This is a genomic window from Mesorhizobium sp. WSM4822, from assembly GCF_055811155.1.
The window spans coordinates 234581-258602 of the sequence record NZ_JBVVQM010000012.1 but is presented as its reverse complement, the minus strand read 5'-3'; the positions used below and the strand labels follow the sequence as shown (position 1 = coordinate 258602).

Sequence of the window (24022 nt, the reverse complement as noted above, 5' to 3'; positions counted from 1 at the left end):
GGCCACGCACGGCTTCGACCATTGCCGCCGTGGCCGTGGCAATGCCGCTCAGACGGCATAGAAAATTGAGCGCCGTGCGCTCGGCCGTGAGCAGGCCTCGCGCCGGTCCGCACAGCATGGCGATAGTCTCGCCCCCCGCGACATCGCTGCCGTCAGCGCGCCAGATTTGCATATCGATCGCAGGTTCGACGAGCATGAAGGCGAAAGCGGCCAGATCGAGCCCGGCAACGATCCCCGTCTGTCGCGATTTGAGCACCAACGTGGCCGTGCGATCACGCGGGATCACGGCGTCGCTGGTCAGATCGCCGCATCTGCCCAGGTCTTCGAGCAGAGCACCGCGCACGATCGGCTCGATCAGGGTTGAGGGGAGGGGTGAGAACGAATTCATGTCAGGGTGCTCCGTATCGGTGCCCGCCAGCTGAGTCCGATGGCGGTCTGTATTGCGCTGCGCAGTGTCAGCCGTGACTGGCGCGCATGCGCATCGCGCCCGGGGAAATCGGAACGACAGTGCGAGCCGCGGCTCTCTTCGCGCCGCAGGGCCGCAATGGCGATCATCAGCGCGATCAAGGCGGGGTCGGAGGCGGCACTGTCGTGAGCAGCAATCGGCAACAGGGCCGCCACCCCGTCGCGTAGCGTCTCGCCATTGCGGATGATGCCGAGCGCGGCGGAGACGACTGGGCGGATGCCGGAGGCGTCTGGCCGTTGAGGCACGAATGCGGAACACAAGCGAGGTCGCCGGGTGTGTGATACGTCGGCGACGCTTTCAGCAACCCAGGCCGCTGTGACCACCGCTTCGATAAGCGAGTTGCTGGCAAGTCGGTTCGCGCCGTGCAGACCGGTGCATGCGACCTCGCCACATGCCCACAATCCCTCGACGGAGCTGCGGCCGGCAGCGTCTACAGCAACACCGCCCATGTGATAATGTGCCGCCGGACGCACCGGGATCAGGTCGGTCGCGGGATCGATGCCGGCCTGGCGGCACAAATCCGCGATTGCCGGAAAGCGCTTGTCAAATCTGAGGCCCAGACATTGCCTTGCGTCCAGGAACACACGGCGTCCGGCAGCGAGCTGGTGCCAAACCGCGCGCGCAACCACGTCGCGAGGCGCAAGCTCGCCCCCTGGGGTTTCAGCGAGGAAACGCTCTCCTTGCTCGTCGACGAGCACAGCACCCTCGCCACGCACCGCTTCGCTCACCAGCGGCATCGGCCGCCGCGGACCCTCGAGGGCGGTTGGGTGGAACTGCACGAATTCCAGGTCCGCGAACTCCGCCCCGGCACAGGCGGCGAGGGCGAGCCCCTGTCCACATGAGCCGGGCGGGTTTGTCGTATCGGTAAACAAGCCGCCGATGCCGCCGGTCGCCAGGACCGCGCGGCGCGTTGGCAAGGCGATTGCGCCCGTGCACCCGGCCGCGACCACGGCGATGATCGCCCCGTCTTCCACGATAAGCCGGCGGGCCTCCACGTTCTCCAGGATAGTGATGGAGGCTGTGCGCCGTGCCGCGGCGATCAGCGCGCGGACCAGCTCGCGTCCCGTGGCATCGCCCGCCGCATGCACGATCCGCCGCTGCGAGTGCGCCGCCTCAAGCCCGAGACGGAACGCGCCGTCAGCGCATCGGTCGAATGCCACACCGAAGCGTTCTAGAGTCCTGATCGCTTCGGGTGCAGCTCGGACAGTTCGCCGCACCGTCGTCACGTCGCAGAGGCCGTCGCCGGCTGCGAGGGTGTCACAAAGATGAAGTTCGGGACTGTCCTCGCCGCCGACACTTGCCGCAAGACCGCCTTGGGCGAGTTCGCTGCAGGCTCCGATTCCCAGCCCCGCATTGGACAGAAGCACAACCGGTTCCGGCGCCAGATGAAGCGCGGTCATCAGGCCTGCCACACCGGCGCCGATGATGACCGGCGCCCCGCCGATGTCATGAACGTCGAGGCTCATATGGAAAGCATACGCTCGACCGAGCGGCGCGCGCGCCCTGCAATCCCGGGATCGATCCGGACCTCATGCCGGTTCTCCTCGAGTGCGACGCGAATGTTAGCCAGCGTGATGCGCTTCATGTGCGGACACAGATTGCAGGGGCGGACGAACTCGACCTCGGGATGCGCGACCGCGACATTGTCGCTCATCGAACATTCCGTTAGCAGGACGACGCGCGGCGGTTTCTCGCGCTCGACATATTCCAACATGGCCGCAGTCGAGCCGGAGAATTCCGCCTCTGCGACAATCTCTGGCGGGCATTCGGGATGGGCGAGCACGATTACCCCTGGATGCGCATCGCGCAGTTCCCGGATGTCGGCCGACGTGAATCGCTCATGCACTTCGCAGTGGCCTTTCCAGGCGATGATCTCGACCTCCGTCTGCGCCGCCACGTTTTTCGCCAGATACTCATCGGGCACCATGATCACACGCGTCACGCCGAGCGATTCCACTACCGCCCTGGCGTTGCCCGAGGTGCAGCAGATGTCCGACTCCGCTTTTACAGCCGCCGAAGTGTTGACGTAGGTGACAACCGGGACCCCCGGATAGCGCTGCCGCATCAGCCGCACGTCTTGTGCCGTGATCGAATCGGCCAGCGAGCAACCGGCGCCGAGATCCGGGAGGAGGACGATCTTGTTCGGATTGAGCAGCTTGGCCGTCTCGGCCATGAAATGCACGCCGGCAACCACGATGATTTGCGCCTCGACCGTAGCCGCCTTGCGGGCCAGTGCGAGGCTGTCGCCGACAATGTCGGCCACGCAGTGGAAGATCTCCGGCGTTTGGTAATTGTGCGCAAGGATGACCGCATTGCGATCGCGCTTCAGCGCCAGGATGGCTTCAATGTCGCTGGTGAAGGCCGGCCATTCGACCGGCGGGATCACCCGCCGGACGCGCTCGTACAGGGACGCAGCCGTAGGTAACGCCCCAGTCATCAGCGCCTCCGATTATATTCGATCTGACAATAAGGGGAATATGTCTACCTTGACTATAAGTATGTCAAGCCCGCGCGAGCGGCAATTTTGTCCCGGCCACAGCCCTGTCGTCGAGAACGGCATGGCGGAACCGATAGAGCTTTGCCGGTCGCCCGCCCGTCTCGAGGGAGGTCTCGCCAGTTTCCTCGACCAGCTCTTGCTGCTCGACAAGTCTTCGGAAGTTCGGCTTGTTGATGAGCCTCCCGGCGAGCGCCTCCACGGTCCGCTGCAGCTGAAGCAGCGTGAACGATGGCCTCATGAGCTCGAACACCACCGGCCGGTACTTGATCTTAGAACGGAGCCGCGCAATGCCGGTCGCCAGGATTCGTCGATGGTCGGCGATCATTGCCTTGCCAGATACCGCCGCAGGTGCGACGTCCCGTCCGCCACCAGCCTCTTCGATCAGGGCAGATTCATAGAGCAACTCATAGCGTTGGAGCGTGAGTTCCTCGTTCCAATTGCGGTCGTCGAAAGCGAAGGCAATCGCGGCGCGCTGCCGGCGTTCGCGTCGCGTGGTCGCATCGCTGGCGCCGTCAGCCCACTCGATCAGGCGTGGTCGTAAAATCTCGAGCACCACGGGCGTGCCGGAGCGATGGTCCTCCCAGGGAAAATACTCGTACCAACTCCGCCACCCACAGTTGGTGGAGCCCGTTGCCTGGTCCTTCCGAGTGAGTGCCAGATAGCTGATTGAGATGGCGCGTTCCTGGCGCTCGGCCCCTATGCGGTCCCGATCGGCGAAGGTGTAGAGCTGCTCGATGTACCCCAGCGGGTGGCCGGTCTGTTGCTCCACCCAGCCCCTCAGACCGGATTGCAGCGATCGATGCTCTAGCGCATATGGTCCGGACGGAAGCGTGTCCGCATTCCCGATGGTGAGAAGGCAGGGTTCACTGTCGTTTACGGCGACGACAACGGCGATCAGGTCCACTTTTGCTTCGTCGGCCTTGACCGCAGCTCGGCCTTTTCTGGTTCCTTTTGCCTGATGGTCCATGTTCGCGATAATGAGTCGGCCCCAAATGCAGGGTGATTGAATCGATTGAATTTAAGCGTTGCTGCACGAACGTCAACACCGCACAGCTGGACGTCTTTTTTAGCTCTTCGCACTCGCACAAAAATATGCCAAACGCGACACCCGCGGCGGGTAACGCTAGGGAAGGATGCGTCGGGTGAGCGCAACTGGTGAGACAAAGGCGATGACACCGCCGGATGTTCAAATGCGGAAAGGCCAGACTCCACTCGTCTGCCTGACGGCCTATACGACGCCGATCGCCAGACTGGTTGATCCACACTGCGACATCGTTCTCGTTGGCGACAGCGTCGGCATGGTACTGCACGGCCTCTCGTCGACGCTGGGCGTCACTCTCGACATGATGATCATGCACGGTCAGGCGGTGCGCCGCGGTCTGGTGCGATCCTTAATGGTCGTAGACCTGCCATTCGGTTCCTATGAAGAGAGCCCCGAGCAGGCCTTCCGCAACGCTGCGCGCCTGATGGCGCAGACAGGTTGTGCAGCTGTGAAGCTCGAAGGCGGTGAGAAAATGGCCGAGACCATTCGCTTCCTTGGCGCCCGCGGCGTCCCTGTCATGGCCCATGTCGGTCTAACGCCGCAGGCGGTCAATACTTTCGGTGGCTACCGCGTCCAAGGGCGGGGAGACGATGCCGAGCGCATCAGACGCGATGCCAGTGCGGTTACCGAGGCCGGCGCCTTCTGCGTGGTGCTGGAGAAAGTGCCCGAGCCCCTCGCAAAGCGCATCACTGCGGAGATCGCCGTCCCAACCATAGGCATCGGCGCCTCACTCGCCTGCGACGGCCAGATTCTGGTGAGCGACGATATGCTCGGGCTTTTCAGCTCCTTCCGGCCGAAATTCGTCAAGCGCTACGCCGAACTAGGCGAACAGGCCGATGCAGCGATTGCGGCTTATGCCGCTGACGTGAGGAGACGGTGCTTTCCGGCGGCGGAACATCTCTACACCAACGACCCGAAGACCGGAGACGTCATATGAGCGCGCCGATCGTTCGAACCGTTGCCGAGCTCCGCGCTGTTGCCGCGCGATGGCGTCGCTCAGGCGCCAGTATCGCCCTTGTGCCGACCATGGGGGCCTTTCATGAAGGCCATCTGAGTCTCGTGCGTGCGGCGCTTCAAAAGGCCGATCGGGTCGTGGTGACGCTGTTCGTCAACCCCAAGCAATTCAACAGTGCTGCCGACCTCGCTGCCTATCCTCGCACGGAAAACGAAGATGCTGCAAAGCTCGCGCCGCTGGGCGCGCATTTGCTCTATGTGCCGGATGCTGAGGAGATGTATCCGCCAGGCTTCGCCACGACCGTTTCGATGTCCGGCATCAGCGAGGGCCTGTGCGGCGGCTTCCGGCCGGGCCATTTCGATGGCGTGGCGACGGTCGTTGCCAAGCTCTTCCTGCAGTCCGGCGCTGACTTGGCCTGTTTTGGCGAAAAGGACTTTCAGCAGCTTCAGCTGGTCAGGCGCGTGGTTCGGGACCTGGACATTCCAATCACCGTCCTGGCCTGTCCGACCGTCCGCGAAGCCGATGGTCTTGCACTATCCTCGCGCAATCTTCGGCTCTCGCCAGCACAGCGCGCCATTGCCCCAAAGTTGGTAGCGGTCTTGCTCGGGGTGGCGGACCGGCTTGCGCGCGGCTCTCCTGTCCCGCCCACTCTAGCCGAAGCGCGCGCAGCAATTCTGGCTGCAGGCTATCGCGAAGTCGAATATCTGGAACTTCGCGGCGAGGCGGATCTGCAACCGCTGACGAGCCTTGACCGACCAGCACGCTTGCTCGTCGCGGCATGGCTCGGCGACATACGGCTGATCGACAACATAGGAATGTCACCGATTGGTGCATTAGACGCTCGCGGCGCTGAGTCGCCACACAAACAGCCTCATCAACCAAAATAGCAGAGCAATGCCGGCGATTAAACTGACGAGCTCGCACACGTTGCCTCGATCGCCGAGCATTTAAACCAAGATCTCCGTCTGCGATCGAGCAACGGCACGGAGGTTATGCAAGCGCAGATGCATCGCGTGTTTGAAGATTTCCTCGAGCAACTCTCCGAAAGCGTCGATGCCGTCGATCTGCGTGAGGCAATGGCCTCTGCCGCGGCCGCATTCGACTTTCCGCTCTTCGCCTATTTCAGTTACCCGTCGGCCTCCGGCCAGAAGCCGTGCTTGATTTCAAATTATCCGTCCTCCTGGACATCTCGCTATATGCAATTGCGCTACCACAGCCATGATCCAGTCATCCTGCGCGGGCTTCAAGGCTGGGAAACCTTCGACTGGGGTGTCGATCGACCTCGGCAACATCTCGCGGCTTCACAGCAACGAATTCTGGAAGAAGCAGCTCGGTATGGCATTCGTGGCGGATTGACCATGTCGATGCACGACCATCGCGGCCGCTTTGCTGCGCTGACCTTCGCATCCGACCAGTCCCGTCCGCCTCTCTTGCGGTCACTGACACGCTACGAAAAAGCATTGCAACTGGTGGCGATCAGCTTTCACATATATGCCCGGCGCAGGCTCGCCGAAGATTGCGCGGTGGATGGCGTAATCCTGACCCCGCGGGAGTTCGAATGCTTGAAATGGGCGGCGGACGGCAAGTCGGCTTGGGATATCAGCCAGATTCTCAGCGTCTCCAAACGCACCGTGACCTTCCATCTGGAAAACGCCAAGGCAAAACTTGGTGTGAGAACCATCAACCAAGCTGTAGCACGGCTGGCTGCTTCCCGTCAGTCGAGATCCTGATTCCTTTCTTCGGATACCTGTAAAGGTCTACAGGCTGCATCAGTGCCGGCTTTGGTCTTCGATGGCGGGAATACATCCCGCACGGAGGCGACAAATGATGCAGCTAATCACACCTGAGCTCTACGACGAGTTTTCAAGCGAGCTCAAGGAAATGTACGGACTGAGGCATCGGGTTTTCAAGGAAAGGCTGGAATGGGATGTTCAGACCGCAGAGGAAATGGAGACAGACGCATATGACGGCCTCAACCCCGTCTATCTCCTTCTCAAAGGATCCGACTGGCGCATTTGCGGTTGCGTCCGTTTTTTGCCGACAACGGGGCCGACAATGTTGCGCGACACCTTTCCGATGCTGCTGGGTGAGACCGCAGCGCCAGCGAGTACCCGCGTTTGGGAGAGCAGTCGTTTCGCACTGGATCTGCCTGCATCAACACCCAAGGCTGGCGGGTTAGCCCAAGCAACCTACGAGCTCTTCGCGGGCATGATCGAATTCGGCTTGGCCAACGAACTCGATCGGATTGTGACAGTGACGGATACGCGCATGGAGCGGATCCTGCGTCTCGCAACCTGGCCGTTGGCGCGCATAGGGCAGCCGAAGGCGGTCGGCAACACGGAGGCGGTCGCCGGTTCTCTCGAGGTTTCCCACGCTAGCCTCATGCGCGTCCGCTGGAGGGGGCGTTTGAACGGACCTGTATTGTGGCAGCCGGTTCTCGGCCTGTCGGCATAGTGCTTGAGGATGCTCGACCTGACCACTCCTCTGCCCGCGGGCGGCGATGGTGACTGCCGCGAACCAACGCCGTGGTCGCCCCCCTGAAACCGGCAGGGAAGGCATCGCAAATTCCAACCTGCTGGCGGAAGCGGTGGGACTGGACATGCGCTCTAGTGGACACCAGAGGGAGCCTTCCTCGCACGCCTGTCGAAAGCCCACATCGCCGACGTCATACGGGATGCCGAAGCTGTAGAACACGCTCCGGAACCTGAAGGCGCTTGCACGCCGAGACGGAACTGGACGGCAAGGCTGGCTTCCCGCAGTGCTGCGAAAGTCGCAAAAGGTTGAAAGCGAAAGCTTGGCAATCGTCGCCGAGTAAGTACGGATCCGCCACTAAGATTAGGGCTGCGATGCAGCGACCTTAGGCTGGCTAGTGACCTAATCGACAAGCTGCCGATGCCGCGCGACGAGGTTGCCTGCTTGTGTTCGTGGCCGCCGAACCGCAGCCCTGAACCATACAAGTCGGTAATCGGGTCAGGCCTTGCCAGTTGTGGTCGCGGCTGGCTGTGGATCCGTTCTTGAGGACGACGCGATCAAAAGGGTAACCTTCACCGCCACCTCTTCGAGGGTGGCGGTGAGCCGGTTGATCTGGGAGGCGGTTGCGGCCAGTTCCGGGCCGTAGCGGATGATCAGATATTCCCGGTTCTGGCTGAGGGACTGAAGATGATTGGCGGTTTTTGCGCGAAGACGCAGTCCTGCTTCGACAGTGTGCTTCGCCCGAGCCGCCAAGTCGTGATGCATCTTGCGGATTTGATTGGGTTCGTGCCCACGATGGAGCAAAAGCGCGGTCAGATAGAGTTCGATCGCGTGGATGGCTGACAGTCTAAACGGCGCTCGGCTAAGCGGCTTACCTGATCGGCCAAGCGGGGCGAGCAGGGCTGCCGCTTTGCGATACTCTTCCGCCAGTTCATACATCTGCTGCGGGGAGGCGAGCTCTCCCGGATATTTGCCCTCAGTCATCACCATTCGTGCAATTGCCCGTTTGCGGTAATATGCCTCGTAGTCCGCCGCTTGCGGGCTAAGCCCACCCGACGTGATCCCATTTTGAAAGTTTCAGAAACAGATTAAACCAGAATCGGTATTCGAGACCTTTGTCATTGCCAGACGCTTCGAAGGCGCAATAGGCCACCGAAATTATAGGATCCTTACCATGCCTCTTGGTCGCGGCTTCTATCGCCTCGTCCTCAGCTAGTACCTGCCATCCTTCAACAACGCTGCCGTGATTTCCCACACCGAGTCCTCACGCCGTTCGGCAAACATATACCTGATTTGGCTCGGCACAACCCACGGGCTTCCCGGCAACTCGGCCTTCGGGCTTACGGTGCCGCGGCGTCGAATTCGATCGCAAATCCCGCGTCGATTGCACTTCGCGCAATGAGATCGTCAAGTTCCCAATCCGTGAGGTCGCAAGGCGGAAACATTCGTCTCACGGCGTGACGAACCTCGGACATCGAAATGCACGGGCTGCCGACGTTGTCGATTAGATGGCGGACGATCGCTTGGCGACGTCCGATAAGGTGTGGGACTGCGCAGGCGCCTGCATCGTCGCTACGAATGGAGCCGCGGTTCTGCGGCTTCCGCCGTTCTTGCGTCGAAGGCGACGCGGACACCGTGAATGATCGATGCCGCCGCCAGCAACTCCTCCAGTTCGCGGTCGGTCGCCTTGCATGCGGGCATGAGTGTTCGGATGGCGCGGATTGCCTGTGCGATGGAGAGGAACCGGGCCTTGCCCCTGGAAAGGACATAGGCTTCGGCTGCTCGTTCAACTGTGACCGAGTGAAAAGCGTTGGTCATCGAGAATTTCCTCCCTGAAACCCTGACCAACGGGATTTAGGGCCGGAATTCCGGACCTTGCAAGGCTTTGTCTGATTCCAGACAATCACGCGGAAGCCAAGCCGAAATGGCGTTGCTCCTCCTCGCCATAAGCGCCATGCGTGAGCCTTATCATTCCGGCGCGATCGACAATCGTGATTTCACCCCGCGTGGCGCGGACCAGTCCCCTGTATTCGAGCATTTGGAGGGCGGTCGTGACGCCGGGGCGACGAGCGCCAAGCATGGTCGCCAGAAATTCATGCGTCAGGTAAATCTTGTCTCCGTCACCGCGATCGTGGACCATGAGCAACCAGCGGGCCAGCCGTTCCTCGATTTTCGAGTGGCCGTTAACCAGTGCCGTCCGGGACGACTGGACAAGGAACGCATGGGCATAGCGCAGCAGTGACTCGCGAAGGGTCAGGCTTGTCGCGATCGCGGCGCGAAGGCTATTGACCGACAGGATCCAGCCTTGGCCGGCGACTTGGATATAGGTCTCATTGGGAGACCTGTCCTGGCCGAGTATAACCGCAATGCCGGTCATGCCGTCGTAGCCGACGAGGCCGACCTCACTTTTGCGCCCGCCAGTCATTGTGGCGACCACCGAAGCGATACCCGTCTCCGGAAAATACACACTTGCGATCGGCTGATATGCGACCTCCAACTGGCTTTTGATGGCCAGTTCAACCTGATGCAGCGATGGCTGCAAAAGTGCGAAATCCTCCGTGGATAGCGCTTTCAAAAGCTGGTTGCGAAGAAGGGATTGGGGCATGGCGCTCTCCCGTACGGGCAAGAGCGAGTACCCTCTTACAGTCGGCCGTGTCCGATGCAAATCGCTGCCGATAAGGCAAGCATAGTCTTCAAATGTGCGGGTGGCAAAGGCTCTGCTTCAAAGCTGGCTTTTCGAGACTTTGCGATGTTGCGGCGTTGGGCTAATTGATTTTGGCTCAATTGGCGAATAGTCGAATGGCAACAGGAGGCAGTCATGGCAAAACTTCCGAAATTTGAGCTCATCCACGACAAGAAGAAGGACGACTGGGTCTTGCGCCAAGAAGGTGCGGACAAAGCAACCCGCAGATTTGACACCAAGGAAGAGGCCACCAAAGGTGGTGTGCTGGAATCAGCTGTTGGGAGAGGCGGCGGCTCCGTCCGTATCAAAAAACTTGACGGCACTGTTCAAGAGGAACGAACTTTCCCACGAAGTGCCGACCCCACGGAGTCAGCCGGCTAATATGGGTCGGGTGCTGCCCTTTGCGATAATGGCTATCCCAGGCGAATCGGATATCGGCGACTGACCATCCCGGTCGGAGGCACAACAGGGGGATCGCGATCGGATCGCGAAATCGCTGTCCCTACCCAGCGGAATTCTTGAGGCGGAGCCGGACATATTGGATGCTGCCTGATCAGCGGAAGATTCGTTTGCCCGTCGGCTGCCGGGGAGCAGGTCTCCTTGCAATTAACTGATCGGGCGTTGCGTGTCCCCGCATGTTGGAATCCGGCGTTTGCGCCACGGACCGGAGCGCCAGGATATCACGAGACGAGCAGCAAATGGTCGCGTCGTGATACATCCGCGCCTGGAGAGCCTCGGTAGACGGCCGCTGGCAGGCCGCGGTCGGGCGGAATGCAAAATCACACATCCGGACATGCTAACCGCCAAGCATACCGGCATTTCGTAAGGCGCCGAGGAAGAGACTGGCATGGACGGTAACATCGATCTTGGCCTGCATTGCCAGGGGCATGCTGGTCCAGTTCTCCAACGGCGCCATCAGATCTGAGAACGTGCTGTTCACCATGCAATAGTGGGTAACAAGGCCTTGTCTGTCCAACGCCAGCACGCCAGTCCGTTCGCCTTGATACCGGATGGCTGCGACCCTCTGCACCTGCGCGTCACCGTACACCCGCACGTCGAAAACCAAGGTACCCTGGCTCCTCGCCGCTATCTCCGCGGCTCTTTCGTTGAAGCTCAGCGAGAGGGAGCGGACGCTTTCGACTGCCATCTGGAAAATCGCCCAATCCAGTTCATCCGAGGCCATGGCGGCAATAGCGCGCAACGGAGGGGTGATTGCAACGACGCAGACGGCTTTTTCACAGATGTCGGCTGACAACCAATCTTTGGCGGGTTCTGCCGCCCAACCAACGGCCGACCGCGATGCCCGGTTCGGATTTGATGCTGAAGCGAGGGCACGCCCACCGTCGCTAAACCTGGACCTGTGCACTCGCGTCCACTCCCTTTCCGCTTCGCCTTGCAAAGCACAGCACGTGGCCTCTGCAGCCATGAAGTCGGCGGCTTCTTGCCCAGCCATGTCGCGAGGACGCGTCGCATTTGGGCTCCTGAGCATGTGCCCGGGGTGAACATCCACCAACGAGGCTCAGTCCGCCTTTCACGACCCTGCCGCATCCCGGTGCGCCAGCGCATCAGACTCCCGCAGGGTTCACAAAGTTGGCTGGCTGGGGTAGGGGGAGCGCAGAGAAATCTCCGGTCGCAGCCTTACCCGGTCAAAACAAGGATACCATGATGAAGACTCTCGTCATCTGCTCCGGCGGATTGGACTCTGTTTCCCTTGCCCACAAAGTGGCGTCGGAGCACGAACTCACCGGGCTCCTGTCCTTCGACTACGGCCAGCGGCACAGCAAAGAATTGAGATTCGCCGCTCTGTGCGCGGAGCGACTGAACGTTGCGCATCAGATCATCGACATCCGCCAAATCGGCCGCGGCCTTCGCGGCTCGGCGCTGACCGACAGTGTCGACGTGCCCGACGGCCACTACGCAGAAGACACCATGAAGATCACGGTGGTGCCGAACAGGAACGCCATCATGCTGGCAATCGCGTTTGGTCTTGCCGCCGCGCATAAGGCGGAAGCGGTGGCGATGGCCGCTCATGGCGGGGACCATTTCATCTATCCAGACTGCCGTCCCGCCTTCATCGAAGCTTTCCAGACGATGCAGGACCGAGCGCTCGACGGCGACGCGCAGATCCGCCTTTACACGCCCTATGTGAACCTCACAAAGGCGGACATCGTCGGCGATGGAGCAGGATACGGAACCCCATTTGTGCAGACCTGGTCCTGCTACAAGGGCTGCGAGCGTCACTGCGGACGGTGCGGGACCTGCGTCGAGCGACGCGAGGCGTTTCATCTCGCGCAGCACGCCGATCCGACCGAGTATGAGGACACCGATTTCTGGCTTGAGGCGCTGCGGAGGCGGAGCGCCTGATGTTCCGCATCACCAAGGAATTCCACTTCTCGGCCTCGCATCAGCTCACCTCCTTGCCACCCGAACATCAGTGCGCGCGGCTGCACGGGCATAACTACATCGTCGAAGTGGAGCTCTCGGCCGAGGAGCTGAACGCACACGGTTTCGTGCGCGACTATCACGATCTGGCGCCGCTCAAACGCTATATCGACGAGAGCTTGGACCACCGGCACCTCAACGACGCGTTGGCACATGAGCAGGTCACGGCGGAATACTTGGCCAGGCATTTCTATGAATGGTGCAAGGCACGGCTGCCGGAAACCGCGGCCGTCAGGGTGAGCGAAACCCCGAAAACCTGGGCGGAGTACCGACCGTGACGGACACGCGCCCCGCAATCCGGGTGAGCGAGATATTTGGGCCGACGATACAGGGCGAGGGCGTGCTCATCGGTTTGCCGACCGTCTTCATCAGAACCGGCGGCTGTGACTATCGCTGTTCCTGGTGCGACAGCCTCCATGCGGTGGACAACCAATTCCGCCATGAATGGCAGATGATGCCGGTGGATGCAGTGTGGCAAAGCGTGGTTGCGCTTTCCGGCGGCCGGCCAGTGATGGTGTCGCTGTCGGGCGGCAATCCGGCCATTCAGCCCTTCGGTGGCCTGATCGAGCGAGGCCATGGTGAAGGCTACCGCTTTGCGCTGGAAACCCAAGCTTCGGTGGTCAAGGACTGGTTTGCCGAGCTTGATGTGCTGGTCCTCAGCCCAAAGCCTCCGTCGAGCGAAATGCGGCCCGACTGGGCCGCCGTGGAGGCGTGCATCGAAGCGGCGCGGGAGAAGCCGCAAGTCGTGCTCAAGCTCGTCGTTTTCGACGAGAGTGACTATGCCTTCGCCAAAGACGCCGCCGCGCGATTCCCACGCCTCCCAGTCTATCTGCAACCTGGCAATCACACGCCACCGCGCCTTGGCGATGAAGACGCACCTGTCGACCTTGACGGAATCATGAGACGCATGGAGTGGCTGATCGAAAAGGTGACGCGGGACAGGTGGTTCGAAGCTCGCGTGTTGCCGCAGCTGCACGTTCTGCTCTGGGGCAACAGGAGGGCCGTCTAGCTCCCACTTGCCCGTGGGTGCAGCACCCGTCGGATCTTCGGCTGACGGACTCACGCGGATGTGACAGCGCTGCCGGCGTAGCCGCGCGCTGCTCAACGCGGAGATCAACCAGGCGCTTGCAAAGCGAGCGCGAACCGGAGGGGCTTAGCTGTCGCTCCGGCTTTGTGACCGCGCGCGTGCGTGTGAAACCTCACAAAACCATTTTCTGCAAAGTGCCGAGACAAAAGCGCCAACAAATCCCCGAATGGGCATGAACGGTTCCCGACTTTGTGTCGCAAATCCTTCGCATGTTCCGCCGTTTCATGGTGCGCCGGACCAAAGCCGTCGCGCGTGGCCACGCGGTGTTCGTGTCCGCTGCGTAAGCCAAACAGCGATCGCGCCAATGTCCTAGCCGGCCTTTTCGCAGCGCAGCGCTCACCTGCGTTCCTGCCCCCACTGGCACGCTATTTGCGGCACCGGGGTGCGGCGCTTGACCGGAGCGCGGCGACGGGAGCAGCGCGGCCACACGGCGGGAGCCGGCGCTGCGGGCGTCCTGTCCTGCCGTTTATGTTTGATGGAGCCACCCATGTCCCGATTAAATGCCGCGCTTGTCGCGGCGATCGCTCTCTTGGTGTTCGCGCTGGGAGTGTTGAAACATCGTCAGGATGCGGCCGAGTACCTGCAGCGTCTGGAAGACCAGCGCCAGATAGCGGCTGACTTGCGCATACGCATTCCGCAGCGGCGCGACGCCCTCCTCAACGACCCAGCCTCGCCAATCGCGGGCAATGCCTTGGGCGATATCGCTGTTGTCTCGTTCTTCGACTACAACTGCGGCTATTGCCGGGCGGCAGCCCTCCACCTCATTCAAGCCCTCAGGGATGATCCCAATGTGAAGCTTGTGTTCAAGGACTTCCCAATCCTGGGGCCAGGTTCCAGGTTCGCAGCGCGCGCAGCGCTCGCCTCGCACAAACAGGGGAAGTACGAGGCGTTCCACCTCGCCCTCATGGCTTTCCCCGGCTCCATCAACGAGCGCAGCACCTTGACCGTTGCAGAGCGTGTGGGCCTCGATCTCGAGCAACTGAAGCGGGACATGCAAGACCAGGCCATCACAGATGCCATCACACGCAATTTCGCACTCGCCAAAGATTTGTATATCGACGGCACACCTGCGTTGGTGATCGGCGACGAAGTGATCCCAGGGGAAATCGGGATGGCCAGACTGCAACGCTCCATCGCTGAAGCGCGCGCGAAGGCAAAGGTACAATCTTCGACAGCTGCAAAATCGGCATTTTGACATACTGTCGGCAATGCTTGGTCGCCGGTTCGTTTGTCGGAGTGGTTTTGATGTGCTCCTGAGCGCCTTTTTCGTGGTTGGCTTCTTGACCGCATCGTGACGCGGCGGGCGCGACGCCGAACATGGCACCGTCTCCCGGTGTGCGGCTACATCAAACGAACATTCGCGGCGGCTGCGACCTCGCTTCCTTGACGCTGTGATCCAGCAAGGGGCGCCGAGGCGTGGAAATTCGCGGCCCTGCGACATCGGCTCAAGGATCCGATGGTTATGACCATCAGCGGGGTCCCGACCACCAGTCCTGAATCCCGCGCGCCTGAAGGCGCGCGCCGGGTGCTCGTGCACCGAGCCCGCTTTTTCCTCGGCAGGCTCGGGCGGTCTCGGCCATCCGGCTTCGCGCCCTGGCTCGGGCAGCCTTTCGGCTGCTGACGGCCGCCGGCCGATTGGCCGGCGTGGTTTTCATGGTGGCCTTCCCCGGTGGCGCGCGGTGGGCGGCTCTCCCTTCTAGGCCCGCCGCGGCGTCCCGCAACCCTTCGCTGCGCTTCGGGTCCTCCTCTCCGTTCCGGTCCTTCGGATGCGGTCCCCCTTTCACGGCGGGCCTTTCCGGTCGTTTTCGCCGCCCACCCCGCTTCCGGGGGAGGGCGCGATTTGGCGAGCGGAGGACCAGGGCATGCGTTCAAACAACAAGCGTTCCGGCAGCCGAAAGGCTGGCGCAAGCAGGGGCGGGCGCGCAGGCGCCGGCCTTTATCAGGAGATCACCGACCGCATCATTGCCGAGCTCGAGCGCGGCATCGTGCCGTGGGTCAAGCCCTGGGGAAGCGCAAAGGCAGGCCTCGGACTGCCCAGGAATGCGGCCACCGAGCGCCGCTATTCCGGCATCAATATCCTGATCCTCTGGGGCGCGGTCATCGAGCGCAGCTATGCCAGCCAGAACTGGCTGACCTTCCGGCAGGCGCTTGCCCTTGGCGGCAATGTCAGGAAAGGCGAGCGCGGCACGACCATCGTTCACGCCGACCGCTTTGTTCCGAAAAACGAAAAGCAACGCGCCACGGTCGATGGCGACGAACCACAGGCGGTTCCTTACCTGAAGCGCTTCACCGTCTTCAATGTCGCGCAGTGCGAAAACCTGCCCGAACATCTCCATGCCGCCGCCGAGCCGCTGCCGGAGCGTGAGATTGTTCCCCATGCGGAAGCGCTCATTCACGGCTGCGGCGCGGATGTCCGCATCGGCGGCGATCGCGCTTTCTACATGCCGGGCAGCGACTTCATTCAGGTGCCGCCGCAACCGGCCTTCTTTCAGCAGATCAACTATTACCGCACCTGCTTTCACGAGCTTGGCCACTGGACCGGCCACCCGACGCGCCTTGCGCGCGACCTCTCCAGCTCGTTCGGCTGCAAGGCCTATGCGCGCGAGGAACTGGTCGCTGAAATCTGCGCAGCCTTCGTCTGCAGCACTATCGGCATCGAGCCGACCGTGCGCCATGCCGATTATATCGGCTCGTGGCTGACGGTCCTGCGCGAGGACAATCGCGCCATCTTCCGCGCCGCCAGCCATGCCTCGAAAGCCGCCGATTTCCTGCTCGGCTTCAATGCCGACGTCGAAGGCCAGGCGCATGCCGAGATCGCCGCATGAGCGCGCCCGATCGCCATGCCGACAGGCTTGCGCTGGTGATGGCGCCCGATGCGGCCGCGCCGCGCACAACCCGCTCGATATCGGCGGGTTTGTCTCAGCCGCTCTAATCAGCACCAACCGTTTTGAAGGAACGCCGCAATGATCCTGATCACCGACGAACTGCGCCTTCTTCTGCTCGCCAATGGCGCTGCCGAGACCGAAACCGACCATGTTCCGGTCGTGAAACTGTTCAATCCGGTCGGCTCCGCCACCTGGCTTCTGAGCGAGCTCGACGCCGACGGCGATACACTCTTCGGCCTTTGTGATCTCGGTTTCGGCTTCCCCGAACTCGGCAGCGTCAGCCTTGCCGAGCTCCAAGCCGTCAAGGGACCGCTGGCCTGGGCATCGAGCGCGACCTGTACTTCAAGGCGCGGTTTCCGCTCTCTGTCTATGCCGAAGCCGCTCGCCTATGCGGCCACGTCACCGAGGCCGAACGGCTCTTGCGGCAGGCCGCCGCCGCCCTCTCGCTTTCCCTTCCCGAGCTTCCGCCCGACCGGGCGGAACAATAGCGCCATCCGGCGCAAAACCGTCGCGCCGCTCGGCCTGCGGCCTCGCGGTCAGGCACTTTCAGGCCACAGCAAAGGAGAAAGACCATGCAGCTTGCCCACGTTTCCATCGACCAATTGAGCGTCGCCGCCGCCAACATGCGACATTCCAAACGCGCGCCCGACATCTCCGACATCCTGCCGTCGGTGCGTGCGCGCGGCGTCCTCGTTCCGCTACTGGTCCGGCCCAACGGCTCGCCCGAAACGTTCGAGATCGTCGCCGGACGGCGACGCTATTTCGCCGCCAAGACCGTCGCCGACGAACGCGGCGAGGCCGAGCCGCTGCCATGCGCCATCATGGAGGAGGGTGACGACGCCGACGCGCTCGAAGCCTCCCTGATCGAAAACATCGCCCGCCTCGATCCCGACGAGGTCTCGCAATGGGAAACTTTTACCCGCCTCATCAGGGAAGGTCGCACCATTGCCGATATCGCGGCCACTTTCGGCCTCACCCAGCATCAGGTGAAGCGCATTCTGGCGCTCGGCGAGCTTCTGCCTAGGATTCGCGAAGCCTATCGCCGCGAGGAAATCGACGCCGAGACGGTGCGCCATCTCACCATGGCCTCGAAGGCGCAGCAGAAGGACTGGCTCGCGCTCTTTGCCGACCCCGACAGCCGCGCGCCGCGCGGCTGGCAATTGAAGCAATGGCTGTTCGGCGGCCAGTCGATCTCGACCAAGGTGGCGCTGTTTGCCATCGAGGATTATCCCGGCCTGATCGTCTCCGATCTGTTCGGCGAGGAAAGCTATTTTGCCGACGCCGACCTGTTCTGGCTCAAGCAGAACGAGGCCATCGCCGCCAGACGCGATGCCTATCGTGAGGCCGGATGGAGCGACGTGATCGTGCTCGAGCCGGCTCAGCATTTCCACGCATGGGACTACGAAAAGACGCCGAAGAAGAAGGGCGGCAAGGTCTTCATGTCAGTCTCGCATCGCGGCGAGGTCGGGTGTCACGAGGGCTGGCTATCGCGCAAGGAAGCCCGCCGCGCCCGCGCCACTGGCGAGGCCGCAGAGGCCGGGACCCCGGACAAACCGTCGCGGCCCGAACTCACCGGACCGATGCAGAACTATGTCGATCTGCATCGCCATGCCGCCGTGCGCTTGGCGCTCCTCGACCATCCGGCAGCAGCACTTCGCCTGATGGTGGCGCATGCGATCGCCGGCTCAAGCCTGTGGCAGGTGCGCACCGAGCCGCAGCGCGCCGCCAACCAGATCGTGGCTGCGAGCCTCGCAGCCTGCAAGGCCGAGGCCGCCTTCGCGAATAAGCGGAGTGCGGTCCTGGCGCTGCTGGGACGATCCGACGAGGATGGCACAATCGCTGGCGGCAATGGCGGCGACATCGGCACGGCAACCCTGTTTGCGCATCTGCTGACGCTGTCCGACGACGATGTCCTGCGCCTCCTTGGCATCGTCATGGCCGAGACGCTTGAAGCCGGCAGCGCCGTCGTCGAGGCGCTCGGCAATCATCTGAATGTCGACCTCGCCGCTTGCTGGCAACCGGACGACGCCTTCTTCGAGCTGTTGCGCGACAAGGAAATTGCCAATTCCATGCTAGCCGAACTCGGCGGCAAGCATGTCGCGGACGGCAATGTCGCCGAGAAGGTGAAGACGCAAAAGACGATCATCCGCGATTTTCTTTCCGGCGAGAACGGCCGCGACAAGGTGGGAAGCTGGCTGCCGCGCTGGATGAAATTCCCGGTCGAAAGCTACACGCAGCGAGGCGGCTTGCGCACCGCCGATCAATGGGCGCGGGTGCGGTCCCTGTTCGGCTGCCAATAGGCGTCACGCTGGGCGGCGGCTTCCAGAATGGCCGCCGCCCGGCATCGTACCCGGCGCACTGGCCGCATGTTCGAGACCTTTGGCCCCCGCGTCCCCGCGGCACAATCCAGACCGGCAAGCCGCCTTGATCCCGCGCATCGATCAGACCGTCGGATGCCTGTTCTGGCGCCCGACCCGTAGGCACGATCTCTTGTCGGCATGCCACGGCATCAGCCCGCAGTCCCGCAAATCCCGGCTCTCCTGCCTGGCTGCAGCGACCGCGCTTGCCACGAATCTCCATGCTCTGTGCCAGGACCATCCCCTGCGGCTGGCTTGTTGACCTATGGACGGGTCCGGCCGCCCGAAACCCTCGCCAGCAGCTTTTTTCCCCGCCGCCTGCGGCGGCTTCCTCGCGCCGCTCCGCTTCAAAAAAGCCGTCGGCTCGGGTCCTCCGCTGGCGCTGCGGCCCTGTCGGGTTCAGGCGCTCCGGACGCGTCCATCACGGTCAGCCATCGCAGGGGATGGTCCCCGGCGACAGCAAAAGGAGACTTCGAAATGACCGCGATCGGTTACGTCAACAAGCAGGAAAACGGCGCCTACAAGGGCCAGCTCAAGACGCTCAGCGTCCGCGCCGACATCGACATCGTCCCCAACCAGGCCAAGAGCGCCGACAACCATCCCGACTACCGGGTGCTGACGCAAGGGGTCGAAGTTGGCGCCGGCTGGATCCGCACCGGCGAGACGTCCGGCAAGGATTATGTGAGCCTGTCGATTGCAGCGCCCGAGTTCGGACCCCGCAAGCTCTACGCCAATCTGGGCCGCGCCGCCGGCCAGGACGATGACGACACCTACGCCATCATCTGGAACCCGGCCGACTGATCGGGCCGACCCGAGCCCCGCGCCGAAGCCGGCGCGGGGCTCTTCCCACCGGAGCGGCGAAAACTCGCCCCCCACTCTTCGCCCGTCCCCGGGGCGACCTCGTTCGCCCATCCTCGCCGTCGCTTCTCCTTAAGCGACACGAGGACAATTATGGATGACGAAAACGAACGCGCCGCCCGCGCCAAGAAGGGCAGTCCGTTTCTCAACACAGCCCAAGCCGCCTTCTACATAGGGCTCTCCCAGCGCACGCTGGAAAAGATGCGGCTCATCGGCGGCGGCCCGAAATTCCGCAAGCATGGCCGTTATGTGCGCTACCACATCGACGAGCTCGACGAGTGGTCGAAAGGCCAGAAGGTAACCGGTTCCGGCGATGGAGGCCGCCCATGAGCCGGCGTCCCTCCATCCGTCTGACCGGCAGCCGCCTGCGTCGCGTACGCGCGACAAAGGCGATCGCCGCGACCGCGATTGCCGTGGGCCTGATTGCCTTTGGCCCCCTTGCAAACCCATCGCCCTGGCTGATCTGGAACGGCTCGGCGAGCGCGCCGGTCGGCCTCTATCGCGTCGTGGCGGGAGCGCCCGCACGCGGCGACCTGGTGCTCGCCGACGCACCCCAAGCCATCGCCGGCCTCGCTGCCGAACGCGGCTATCTCCCGCACCGCGTTCCCCTTGTAAAGCACATTGCCGCGCTGCCGCACGAACGTGTCTGCGCCTTCAACCAGGCGATCATCATCGGCGGCAAGATCGTCGCGCGTCGGCTCGCAACCGACCCCCAAGGCCGTCCGCTGCCCTGGTGGAGCGGCTGCCGCGCGCTCGCCGGCGATGAATTCTTCGTGCTGAACGGCGAGGCGCCGCGCTCTTTCGACAGCCGCTATTTCGGGCCGGTGCCGGCCGCGAATGTCATCGGGAGGCTCGTGCCGCTATGGACCGAGTGACCCTCCTGATGCTTGGCATGATCGCTGTCGCGCCATGCGCCTGTTCCGCCTCGACCGGCGCTGAGCCGGTCGCCATCTCCCAAAGTCCGCAGCTTGGAAAGTGGCAGCACTTCGTTGCCGAAGCAAGCAAGCGTTTCCGTATTCCCCAGGCCTGGATTTACGCCGTGATCGATGCCGAAAGCAGTGGCAGGACCATGCTCGGCGGCCGCCCAATCACCTCGCGCGCCGGCGCCATGGGCCTCATGCAGCTGATGCCGGAAACGTATGAGGAGATGCGCGTGGCCCATGGTCTCGGCCCAAATCCGCACGATCCGCGCGACAACATTCTGGCCGGCACGGCCTATCTCCGCGCCATGTATGATCGCTTCGTATTCCCCGGCCTGTTTGCCGCTTACAACGCCGGCCCCGAGCGCTACGAGGCGCATCTGAAGCGCGGCAAGCCGCTGCCGAAAGAGACCGTCGGCTACCTCAAGCAACTCGCGGCAGCCGGGATTTCGGCCACCGACATGAAGAAATCCAACGGCCAATCTGTCGCTCCAGGCAGGCAAAATGCGCCCTCGGGGCGCTCGCTGTTTTTCCTGCAAAATGGTGTTCGCACCGGCGCGCGAAACGGCGATCTCTTCGTGCCGCTGGGGACGGACGTCGCACCGGTCAAGCAGCCGGACCGCTAGCCAAGGGCGGGCTGGACGCGTCCGAAGGGGCGGGGCGCGTAAGGCAAGATAAAGGCACCGCCTCCATGAGGCGGCGAAGTGTTTGTCTGCACATCTTTTTTGCCGGAGGCAGCCTCCAGCGCCAGGAGAGCTTCGGAGCGCAAATGGCTAATTCGACTCTGTAAAACGCGGAGGCTAAGCATGCACGATGACGAGTTCAGACCCAAGCTCGGGAAGATAGGCTCCCGTGGCTCGAAGGCAGGCAAACGCTTTGCCAGCCAGGTCCGAGCGGCGATCAACCGAGCCGGTGGCCGGCCCCAGCGTGGTGGCCGCTTCGTGGGGAGCCGGACGGGCCGCGGCGGGGCGACGGCCGCGCTGCTGAAGTCACGCGATCGCCATGCAGCCTTCCGCCAGCGCCGGGTCGTCATCAAGGCGCGTGTCGTCAAGCTTTCCGGCAAGAGCGCGGACGGGGCGCGTGCGCATCTGCGCTACATCCAGCGGGACGGCGTCACCCGGGACGGCGCGCCTGGCGAGCTCTATGGCGCCGAAAGCGACCGCGTCGCCGGCAAGGACTTCCTCGATCGTGCCGATGGCGATCGCCACCAATTCCGCTTCATCGTCGCACCCGAGGACGGCATCGAATTTGACGACCTCAAGCCACTGACGCGGCGGCTCATGGCACAGATGGAGGAGGATCTCGGCACGAAGCTCGACTGGGTTGCCGTGGATCATTTCAACACCGGCCATCCGCACACCCATATCATCGTTCGTGGCAAGGACGATCGCGGCGAGAATCTTGTCATAGCGCGCGAATACATCTCGAGCGGCATCCGCGAGCGCGCCGCCGAGCTGGTCAGCCTCGATCTCGGTCCGCGCACCGACCACGAGATCGAGCACCGCCTGCGTCAGGAAATGGAGCAGGAACGGTTCACCAGCATCGACCGCCGCCTGCTGCAACGGCGTGACGACAGTGGGCTCGTTTCCCCCGATAGCCGCGACGCGTTTCGGCAAACCTTGGAGCAGGGGCGCCTGCGCAAGCTCGAGCGGATGCATCTGGCCGAAGAGATCAACTCGGGCCGCTGGCGCCTCGATGACGGGCTAGAAGCGACGCTGCGCCGCATCGGCGAACGCGGCGACATCATCAAGACCATGCATCGCGAGCTGGCGGGCAGGGGGATTTCCCGCAGTGCCGCCGACTGGGTGATCCATGATCGATCCGGCGAGCTGGTCGATCCTGTCGTCGGCCGTGTTGTCGCGCGCGGGCTGGCCGACGAGCTCACCGACCGGCATTACCTGATCGTCGACGGTGTTGACGGCAAGACCCGATACATCGACATCGGCAAAGGCGAGGCGACAGAGCCGACGCCCGACGGCTGCATCGTGCGTGTCTCGCCGAGGAACACAGAACCAAGGCTCGTTGACCGCACGGTGACCGAAATCGCGGCTGCCCATGACGGCCACTACAACATCGACATTCACCTGAAGCACGATCCGACCTCCAACGACCGCTTCGCCGAAACGCATGTCCGTCGGCTGGAGGCGATCCGGCGCGCTACCGGCGGCGTGGAGCGCGAGCCCGACGGCACCTGGATCATCGCGCCGGATCATCTCCATCGTGTCACCGCCTACGAGCGCCAGCAGGCGAGGACCCAACCTGTGACGGTCGACAAGCTCTCTTCCATGCCTCTGCAGCGGCAGGTTGGTTTTGACGGCGCCACCTGGCTCGACAGCCAGCTGGTCTCCGATGGATCAGAGAGGTTGCGCAATTCGGGCTTCGGCCGTGAAGCCCAGGAGGCGCGGAGCCGCCGACAGCAGTGGCTGATTGCGCAAGGCCTTGCCCATGAGGAGCAGGATCGGATCGTCTATCGCGCCAATATGATCGTGATCCTCCGCCAGCGGGAGCTGAACCGTGTTGCCGGTCAGCTCTCGGAAGAGCTCGGTCTATCTTATGCTGAAACGCAACCCGGAGACCGGGTAGAGGGCACGCTCCGCCGCTCAGTTGAGCTCGCCAGCGGCAAATATGCCGTTATCGAGAAATCGCGCGAGTTCGTGCTCGTCCCTTGGCGGCCGGTGCTCGAGCGGCATGTCGGCAAAGAGGTTTCCGGCCTGGTGCAGCGCGAAGGTATCTCTTGGAACATCGGTCGGCAAAGGAGTGGACCCAGCGTTTCGTGACTTTCATGGCAGCCGTGCGCAGGCGCGGTTTCACTTCGACTGGCCCGGCTTTCGAGAAGGTGCTCCGGGAGCCCGGCTCTGGCGGGGTCTGCCTCCTCATCAACAGTGCGTTCGCCGCCGATTGCACTCCCCTCGGCGCCTGATCGCAAGCTGCCGTGGGGTCGAGCAGATTTGCTGAACCAGCCACGACGAAAAGCAAAGGGATCGAGCTCCTTCCGGCCGCTATCTGCTGTGGATGCGCTCCACATGCCATGAGGCATAAGGTGGCACGACGCGTCCGCCCGCTTGCATAGGCAGCCAAAATTGGGGCTGATAGCCCCCGATCCGCATCGCCATCGATCTTTGATGCACGATTAATCGACCAACGCGGAAGACGGGAATGCGCTGGGCAGCAGAGGAAACTAGCATTGCAAATGATTCTTAGGGCCATCGGCAGAGCCTGGCATTCCGCTTTGTTTAAGATCGACACAGCCCGGTTGCGGCGGCAGCGCAGGCAACTCCGCGATTAAGTCGGCCACCGGACCATCCTGGGACAGCTTGCACGGGCGATTTGCGCGGCCGGCTCGGTCGAAAGCCGCAAA

General features: G+C 62.8%; 24 protein-coding genes and 1 pseudogene. 17 read left to right on the top strand and 8 right to left on the bottom strand.

The window, feature by feature from the left end; translation table 11 throughout:
* The 4 genes from AC0L3E_RS26190 to AC0L3E_RS26175 form a co-directional block, all read right to left on the bottom strand.
* Positions 1-388, bottom strand: a 388-nt coding sequence (locus tag AC0L3E_RS26190) for a nicotinate-nucleotide diphosphorylase (RefSeq protein WP_473605953.1), incomplete at its 3' end; no start/stop codon positions are given.
* The gene (locus tag AC0L3E_RS26185; protein ID WP_473605952.1) at positions 385-1932 is read right to left on the bottom strand and encodes an L-aspartate oxidase; all 1548 of its coding nucleotides are present in this window, start codon (positions 1930-1932) and stop codon (positions 385-387) included. The genes AC0L3E_RS26185 and AC0L3E_RS26190, both read right to left, overlap by 4 nt.
* Positions 1929-2903, bottom strand: coding sequence for a quinolinate synthase NadA (nadA, locus tag AC0L3E_RS26180; RefSeq protein ID WP_473605951.1), 975 nt, complete (start codon positions 2901-2903; stop codon positions 1929-1931). Before nadA ends, AC0L3E_RS26185 begins: the two co-directional genes overlap by 4 nt.
* Positions 2904-2967: 64 nt before the next feature.
* The gene (locus AC0L3E_RS26175) at positions 2968-3930 is read right to left on the bottom strand and encodes an NUDIX hydrolase (RefSeq protein ID WP_473603544.1); all 963 of its coding nucleotides are present in this window, start codon (positions 3928-3930) and stop codon (positions 2968-2970) included.
* Between the two features lie 175 nt (positions 3931-4105).
* Between AC0L3E_RS26175 and panB the strand changes: the two genes are divergently transcribed.
* The 4 genes from panB to AC0L3E_RS26155 all read left to right on the top strand — a co-directional run bounded on the left by panB (position 4106) and on the right by AC0L3E_RS26155 (position 7414).
* On the top strand, positions 4106-4942 hold the full coding sequence (gene panB / locus AC0L3E_RS26170; protein WP_473605950.1) for a 3-methyl-2-oxobutanoate hydroxymethyltransferase: 837 nt from the start codon (positions 4106-4108) through the stop codon (positions 4940-4942).
* Positions 4939-5847: a pantoate--beta-alanine ligase gene (panC, locus tag AC0L3E_RS26165; protein WP_473605949.1), complete on the top strand. Its 909-nt coding sequence runs from the start codon at positions 4939-4941 to the stop codon at positions 5845-5847. Before panB ends, panC begins: the two co-directional genes overlap by 4 nt.
* A 117-nt stretch (positions 5848-5964) precedes the next feature.
* A complete protein-coding gene (locus AC0L3E_RS26160) occupies positions 5965-6690 on the top strand; it encodes a LuxR family transcriptional regulator (RefSeq protein WP_473605962.1) in 726 nt (241 codons plus the stop codon).
* A 94-nt stretch (positions 6691-6784) separates the two neighbouring features.
* Positions 6785-7414 carry an acyl-homoserine-lactone synthase gene (locus AC0L3E_RS26155; protein ID WP_473605948.1) on the top strand — a complete coding sequence of 210 codons (630 nt, stop codon included), beginning with the start codon at positions 6785-6787 and terminating at the stop codon, positions 7412-7414.
* A 516-nt stretch (positions 7415-7930) separates the two neighbouring features.
* Here AC0L3E_RS26155 and AC0L3E_RS26150 read toward each other — a convergent pair.
* The 3 genes from AC0L3E_RS26150 to AC0L3E_RS26140 form a co-directional block, all read right to left on the bottom strand.
* Positions 7931-8416, bottom strand: coding sequence for a hypothetical protein (locus AC0L3E_RS26150; protein WP_473605947.1), 486 nt, complete (start codon positions 8414-8416; stop codon positions 7931-7933).
* 588 nt (positions 8417-9004) lie between these two features.
* Positions 9005-9250: a hypothetical protein gene (locus AC0L3E_RS26145; protein ID WP_473543560.1), complete on the bottom strand. Its 246-nt coding sequence runs from the start codon at positions 9248-9250 to the stop codon at positions 9005-9007.
* A gap of 85 nt (positions 9251-9335) precedes the next feature.
* Positions 9336-10037 (bottom strand): Crp/Fnr family transcriptional regulator, encoded by a 702-nt coding sequence (locus AC0L3E_RS26140; protein WP_473605946.1) that lies wholly within the window; start codon positions 10035-10037, stop codon positions 9336-9338.
* Between the two features lie 213 nt (positions 10038-10250).
* Here AC0L3E_RS26140 and AC0L3E_RS26135 point away from each other — a divergent pair, with 213 nt between their 5' ends.
* Positions 10251-10496 (top strand): DUF2188 domain-containing protein, encoded by a 246-nt coding sequence (locus AC0L3E_RS26135; protein ID WP_473605945.1) that lies wholly within the window; start codon positions 10251-10253, stop codon positions 10494-10496.
* A 415-nt stretch (positions 10497-10911) separates the two neighbouring features.
* Here AC0L3E_RS26135 and AC0L3E_RS26130 read toward each other — a convergent pair whose 3' ends face one another.
* The gene (locus AC0L3E_RS26130) at positions 10912-11298 is read right to left on the bottom strand and encodes a hypothetical protein (protein WP_473605961.1); all 387 of its coding nucleotides are present in this window, start codon (positions 11296-11298) and stop codon (positions 10912-10914) included.
* A 482-nt stretch (positions 11299-11780) separates the two neighbouring features.
* Here AC0L3E_RS26130 and queC point away from each other — a divergent pair, with 482 nt between their 5' ends.
* From queC to rlxS, 12 genes and pseudogenes are all read left to right on the top strand, one after another.
* The gene (queC, locus tag AC0L3E_RS26125) at positions 11781-12479 is read left to right on the top strand and encodes a 7-cyano-7-deazaguanine synthase QueC (RefSeq protein WP_473605944.1); all 699 of its coding nucleotides are present in this window, start codon (positions 11781-11783) and stop codon (positions 12477-12479) included.
* A complete protein-coding gene (gene queD, locus AC0L3E_RS26120) occupies positions 12479-12835 on the top strand; it encodes a 6-carboxytetrahydropterin synthase QueD (protein WP_473564430.1) in 357 nt (118 codons plus the stop codon). Before queC ends, queD begins: the two co-directional genes overlap by 1 nt.
* Positions 12832-13566 carry a 7-carboxy-7-deazaguanine synthase QueE gene (queE, locus tag AC0L3E_RS26115; protein WP_473605943.1) on the top strand — a complete coding sequence of 245 codons (735 nt, stop codon included), beginning with the start codon at positions 12832-12834 and terminating at the stop codon, positions 13564-13566. Before queD ends, queE begins: the two co-directional genes overlap by 4 nt.
* Before the next feature lie 565 nt (positions 13567-14131).
* Positions 14132-14839, top strand: a complete 708-nt coding sequence (locus AC0L3E_RS26110) for a DsbA family protein (protein WP_473605942.1) — start codon at positions 14132-14134, stop codon at positions 14837-14839.
* Positions 14840-15506: 667 nt separating this feature from the next.
* Positions 15507-16469, top strand: coding sequence for an ArdC family protein (locus tag AC0L3E_RS26105; protein ID WP_473605941.1), 963 nt, complete (start codon positions 15507-15509; stop codon positions 16467-16469).
* Positions 16470-16607: 138 nt separating this feature from the next.
* Positions 16608-17017: pseudogene (locus AC0L3E_RS26100) on the top strand (DUF2958 domain-containing protein).
* An 84-nt stretch (positions 17018-17101) separates the two neighbouring features.
* Positions 17102-18829: a ParB/RepB/Spo0J family partition protein gene (locus AC0L3E_RS26095; RefSeq protein WP_473605940.1), complete on the top strand. Its 1728-nt coding sequence runs from the start codon at positions 17102-17104 to the stop codon at positions 18827-18829.
* 534 nt (positions 18830-19363) lie between these two features.
* Positions 19364-19687, top strand: a complete 324-nt coding sequence (locus AC0L3E_RS26090) for a DUF736 domain-containing protein (RefSeq protein WP_473603675.1) — start codon at positions 19364-19366, stop codon at positions 19685-19687.
* Positions 19688-19837: 150 nt separating this feature from the next.
* The gene (locus AC0L3E_RS26085) at positions 19838-20074 is read left to right on the top strand and encodes a helix-turn-helix transcriptional regulator (protein ID WP_027164081.1); all 237 of its coding nucleotides are present in this window, start codon (positions 19838-19840) and stop codon (positions 20072-20074) included.
* Positions 20071-20619 carry a S26 family signal peptidase gene (locus tag AC0L3E_RS26080; protein WP_473605939.1) on the top strand — a complete coding sequence of 183 codons (549 nt, stop codon included), beginning with the start codon at positions 20071-20073 and terminating at the stop codon, positions 20617-20619. The genes AC0L3E_RS26085 and AC0L3E_RS26080 overlap by 4 nt, the downstream gene beginning before the upstream one ends.
* Positions 20607-21290: a lytic transglycosylase domain-containing protein gene (locus AC0L3E_RS26075; RefSeq protein ID WP_473605938.1), complete on the top strand. Its 684-nt coding sequence runs from the start codon at positions 20607-20609 to the stop codon at positions 21288-21290. Before AC0L3E_RS26080 ends, AC0L3E_RS26075 begins: the two co-directional genes overlap by 13 nt.
* Positions 21291-21470: 180 nt before the next feature.
* Positions 21471-23441 (top strand): relaxase/mobilization nuclease RlxS, encoded by a 1971-nt coding sequence (rlxS, locus tag AC0L3E_RS26070; RefSeq protein WP_473605937.1) that lies wholly within the window; start codon positions 21471-21473, stop codon positions 23439-23441.
* The last annotated feature ends 581 nt before the right edge of the window (positions 23442-24022 follow it).

What these genes read in the sequence shown, in the direction of transcription:
- AC0L3E_RS26185 (WP_473605952.1), bottom strand. Translation starts at nt 1,932, where the DNA reads ATGAGCCTCGACGTTCATGACATCGGCGGGGCGCCGGTCATCATCGGC.
- nadA (WP_473605951.1), bottom strand. Translation starts at nt 2,903, where the DNA reads ATGACTGGGGCGTTACCTACGGCTGCGTCCCTGTACGAGCGCGTCCGG.
- AC0L3E_RS26175 (WP_473603544.1), bottom strand. Translation starts at nt 3,930, where the DNA reads ATGGACCATCAGGCAAAAGGAACCAGAAAAGGCCGAGCTGCGGTCAAG.
- panC (WP_473605949.1), top strand. Translation starts at nt 4,939, where the DNA reads ATGAGCGCGCCGATCGTTCGAACCGTTGCCGAGCTCCGCGCTGTTGCC.
- AC0L3E_RS26160 (WP_473605962.1), top strand. Translation starts at nt 5,965, where the DNA reads ATGCATCGCGTGTTTGAAGATTTCCTCGAGCAACTCTCCGAAAGCGTC.
- AC0L3E_RS26155 (WP_473605948.1), top strand. Translation starts at nt 6,785, where the DNA reads ATGATGCAGCTAATCACACCTGAGCTCTACGACGAGTTTTCAAGCGAG.
- AC0L3E_RS26150 (WP_473605947.1), bottom strand. Translation starts at nt 8,416, where the DNA reads ATGACTGAGGGCAAATATCCGGGAGAGCTCGCCTCCCCGCAGCAGATG.
- AC0L3E_RS26145 (WP_473543560.1), bottom strand. Translation starts at nt 9,250, where the DNA reads ATGACCAACGCTTTTCACTCGGTCACAGTTGAACGAGCAGCCGAAGCC.
- AC0L3E_RS26140 (WP_473605946.1), bottom strand. Translation starts at nt 10,037, where the DNA reads ATGCCCCAATCCCTTCTTCGCAACCAGCTTTTGAAAGCGCTATCCACG.
- AC0L3E_RS26135 (WP_473605945.1), top strand. Translation starts at nt 10,251, where the DNA reads ATGGCAAAACTTCCGAAATTTGAGCTCATCCACGACAAGAAGAAGGAC.
- AC0L3E_RS26130 (WP_473605961.1), bottom strand. Translation starts at nt 11,298, where the DNA reads ATGGCCTCGGATGAACTGGATTGGGCGATTTTCCAGATGGCAGTCGAA.
- queC (WP_473605944.1), top strand. Translation starts at nt 11,781, where the DNA reads ATGAAGACTCTCGTCATCTGCTCCGGCGGATTGGACTCTGTTTCCCTT.
- queD (WP_473564430.1), top strand. Translation starts at nt 12,479, where the DNA reads ATGTTCCGCATCACCAAGGAATTCCACTTCTCGGCCTCGCATCAGCTC.
- AC0L3E_RS26110 (WP_473605942.1), top strand. Translation starts at nt 14,132, where the DNA reads ATGTCCCGATTAAATGCCGCGCTTGTCGCGGCGATCGCTCTCTTGGTG.
- AC0L3E_RS26105 (WP_473605941.1), top strand. Translation starts at nt 15,507, where the DNA reads ATGCGTTCAAACAACAAGCGTTCCGGCAGCCGAAAGGCTGGCGCAAGC.
- AC0L3E_RS26095 (WP_473605940.1), top strand. Translation starts at nt 17,102, where the DNA reads ATGCAGCTTGCCCACGTTTCCATCGACCAATTGAGCGTCGCCGCCGCC.
- AC0L3E_RS26090 (WP_473603675.1), top strand. Translation starts at nt 19,364, where the DNA reads ATGACCGCGATCGGTTACGTCAACAAGCAGGAAAACGGCGCCTACAAG.
- AC0L3E_RS26085 (WP_027164081.1), top strand. Translation starts at nt 19,838, where the DNA reads ATGGATGACGAAAACGAACGCGCCGCCCGCGCCAAGAAGGGCAGTCCG.
- AC0L3E_RS26080 (WP_473605939.1), top strand. Translation starts at nt 20,071, where the DNA reads ATGAGCCGGCGTCCCTCCATCCGTCTGACCGGCAGCCGCCTGCGTCGC.
- AC0L3E_RS26075 (WP_473605938.1), top strand. Translation starts at nt 20,607, where the DNA reads ATGGACCGAGTGACCCTCCTGATGCTTGGCATGATCGCTGTCGCGCCA.
- rlxS (WP_473605937.1), top strand. Translation starts at nt 21,471, where the DNA reads ATGCACGATGACGAGTTCAGACCCAAGCTCGGGAAGATAGGCTCCCGT.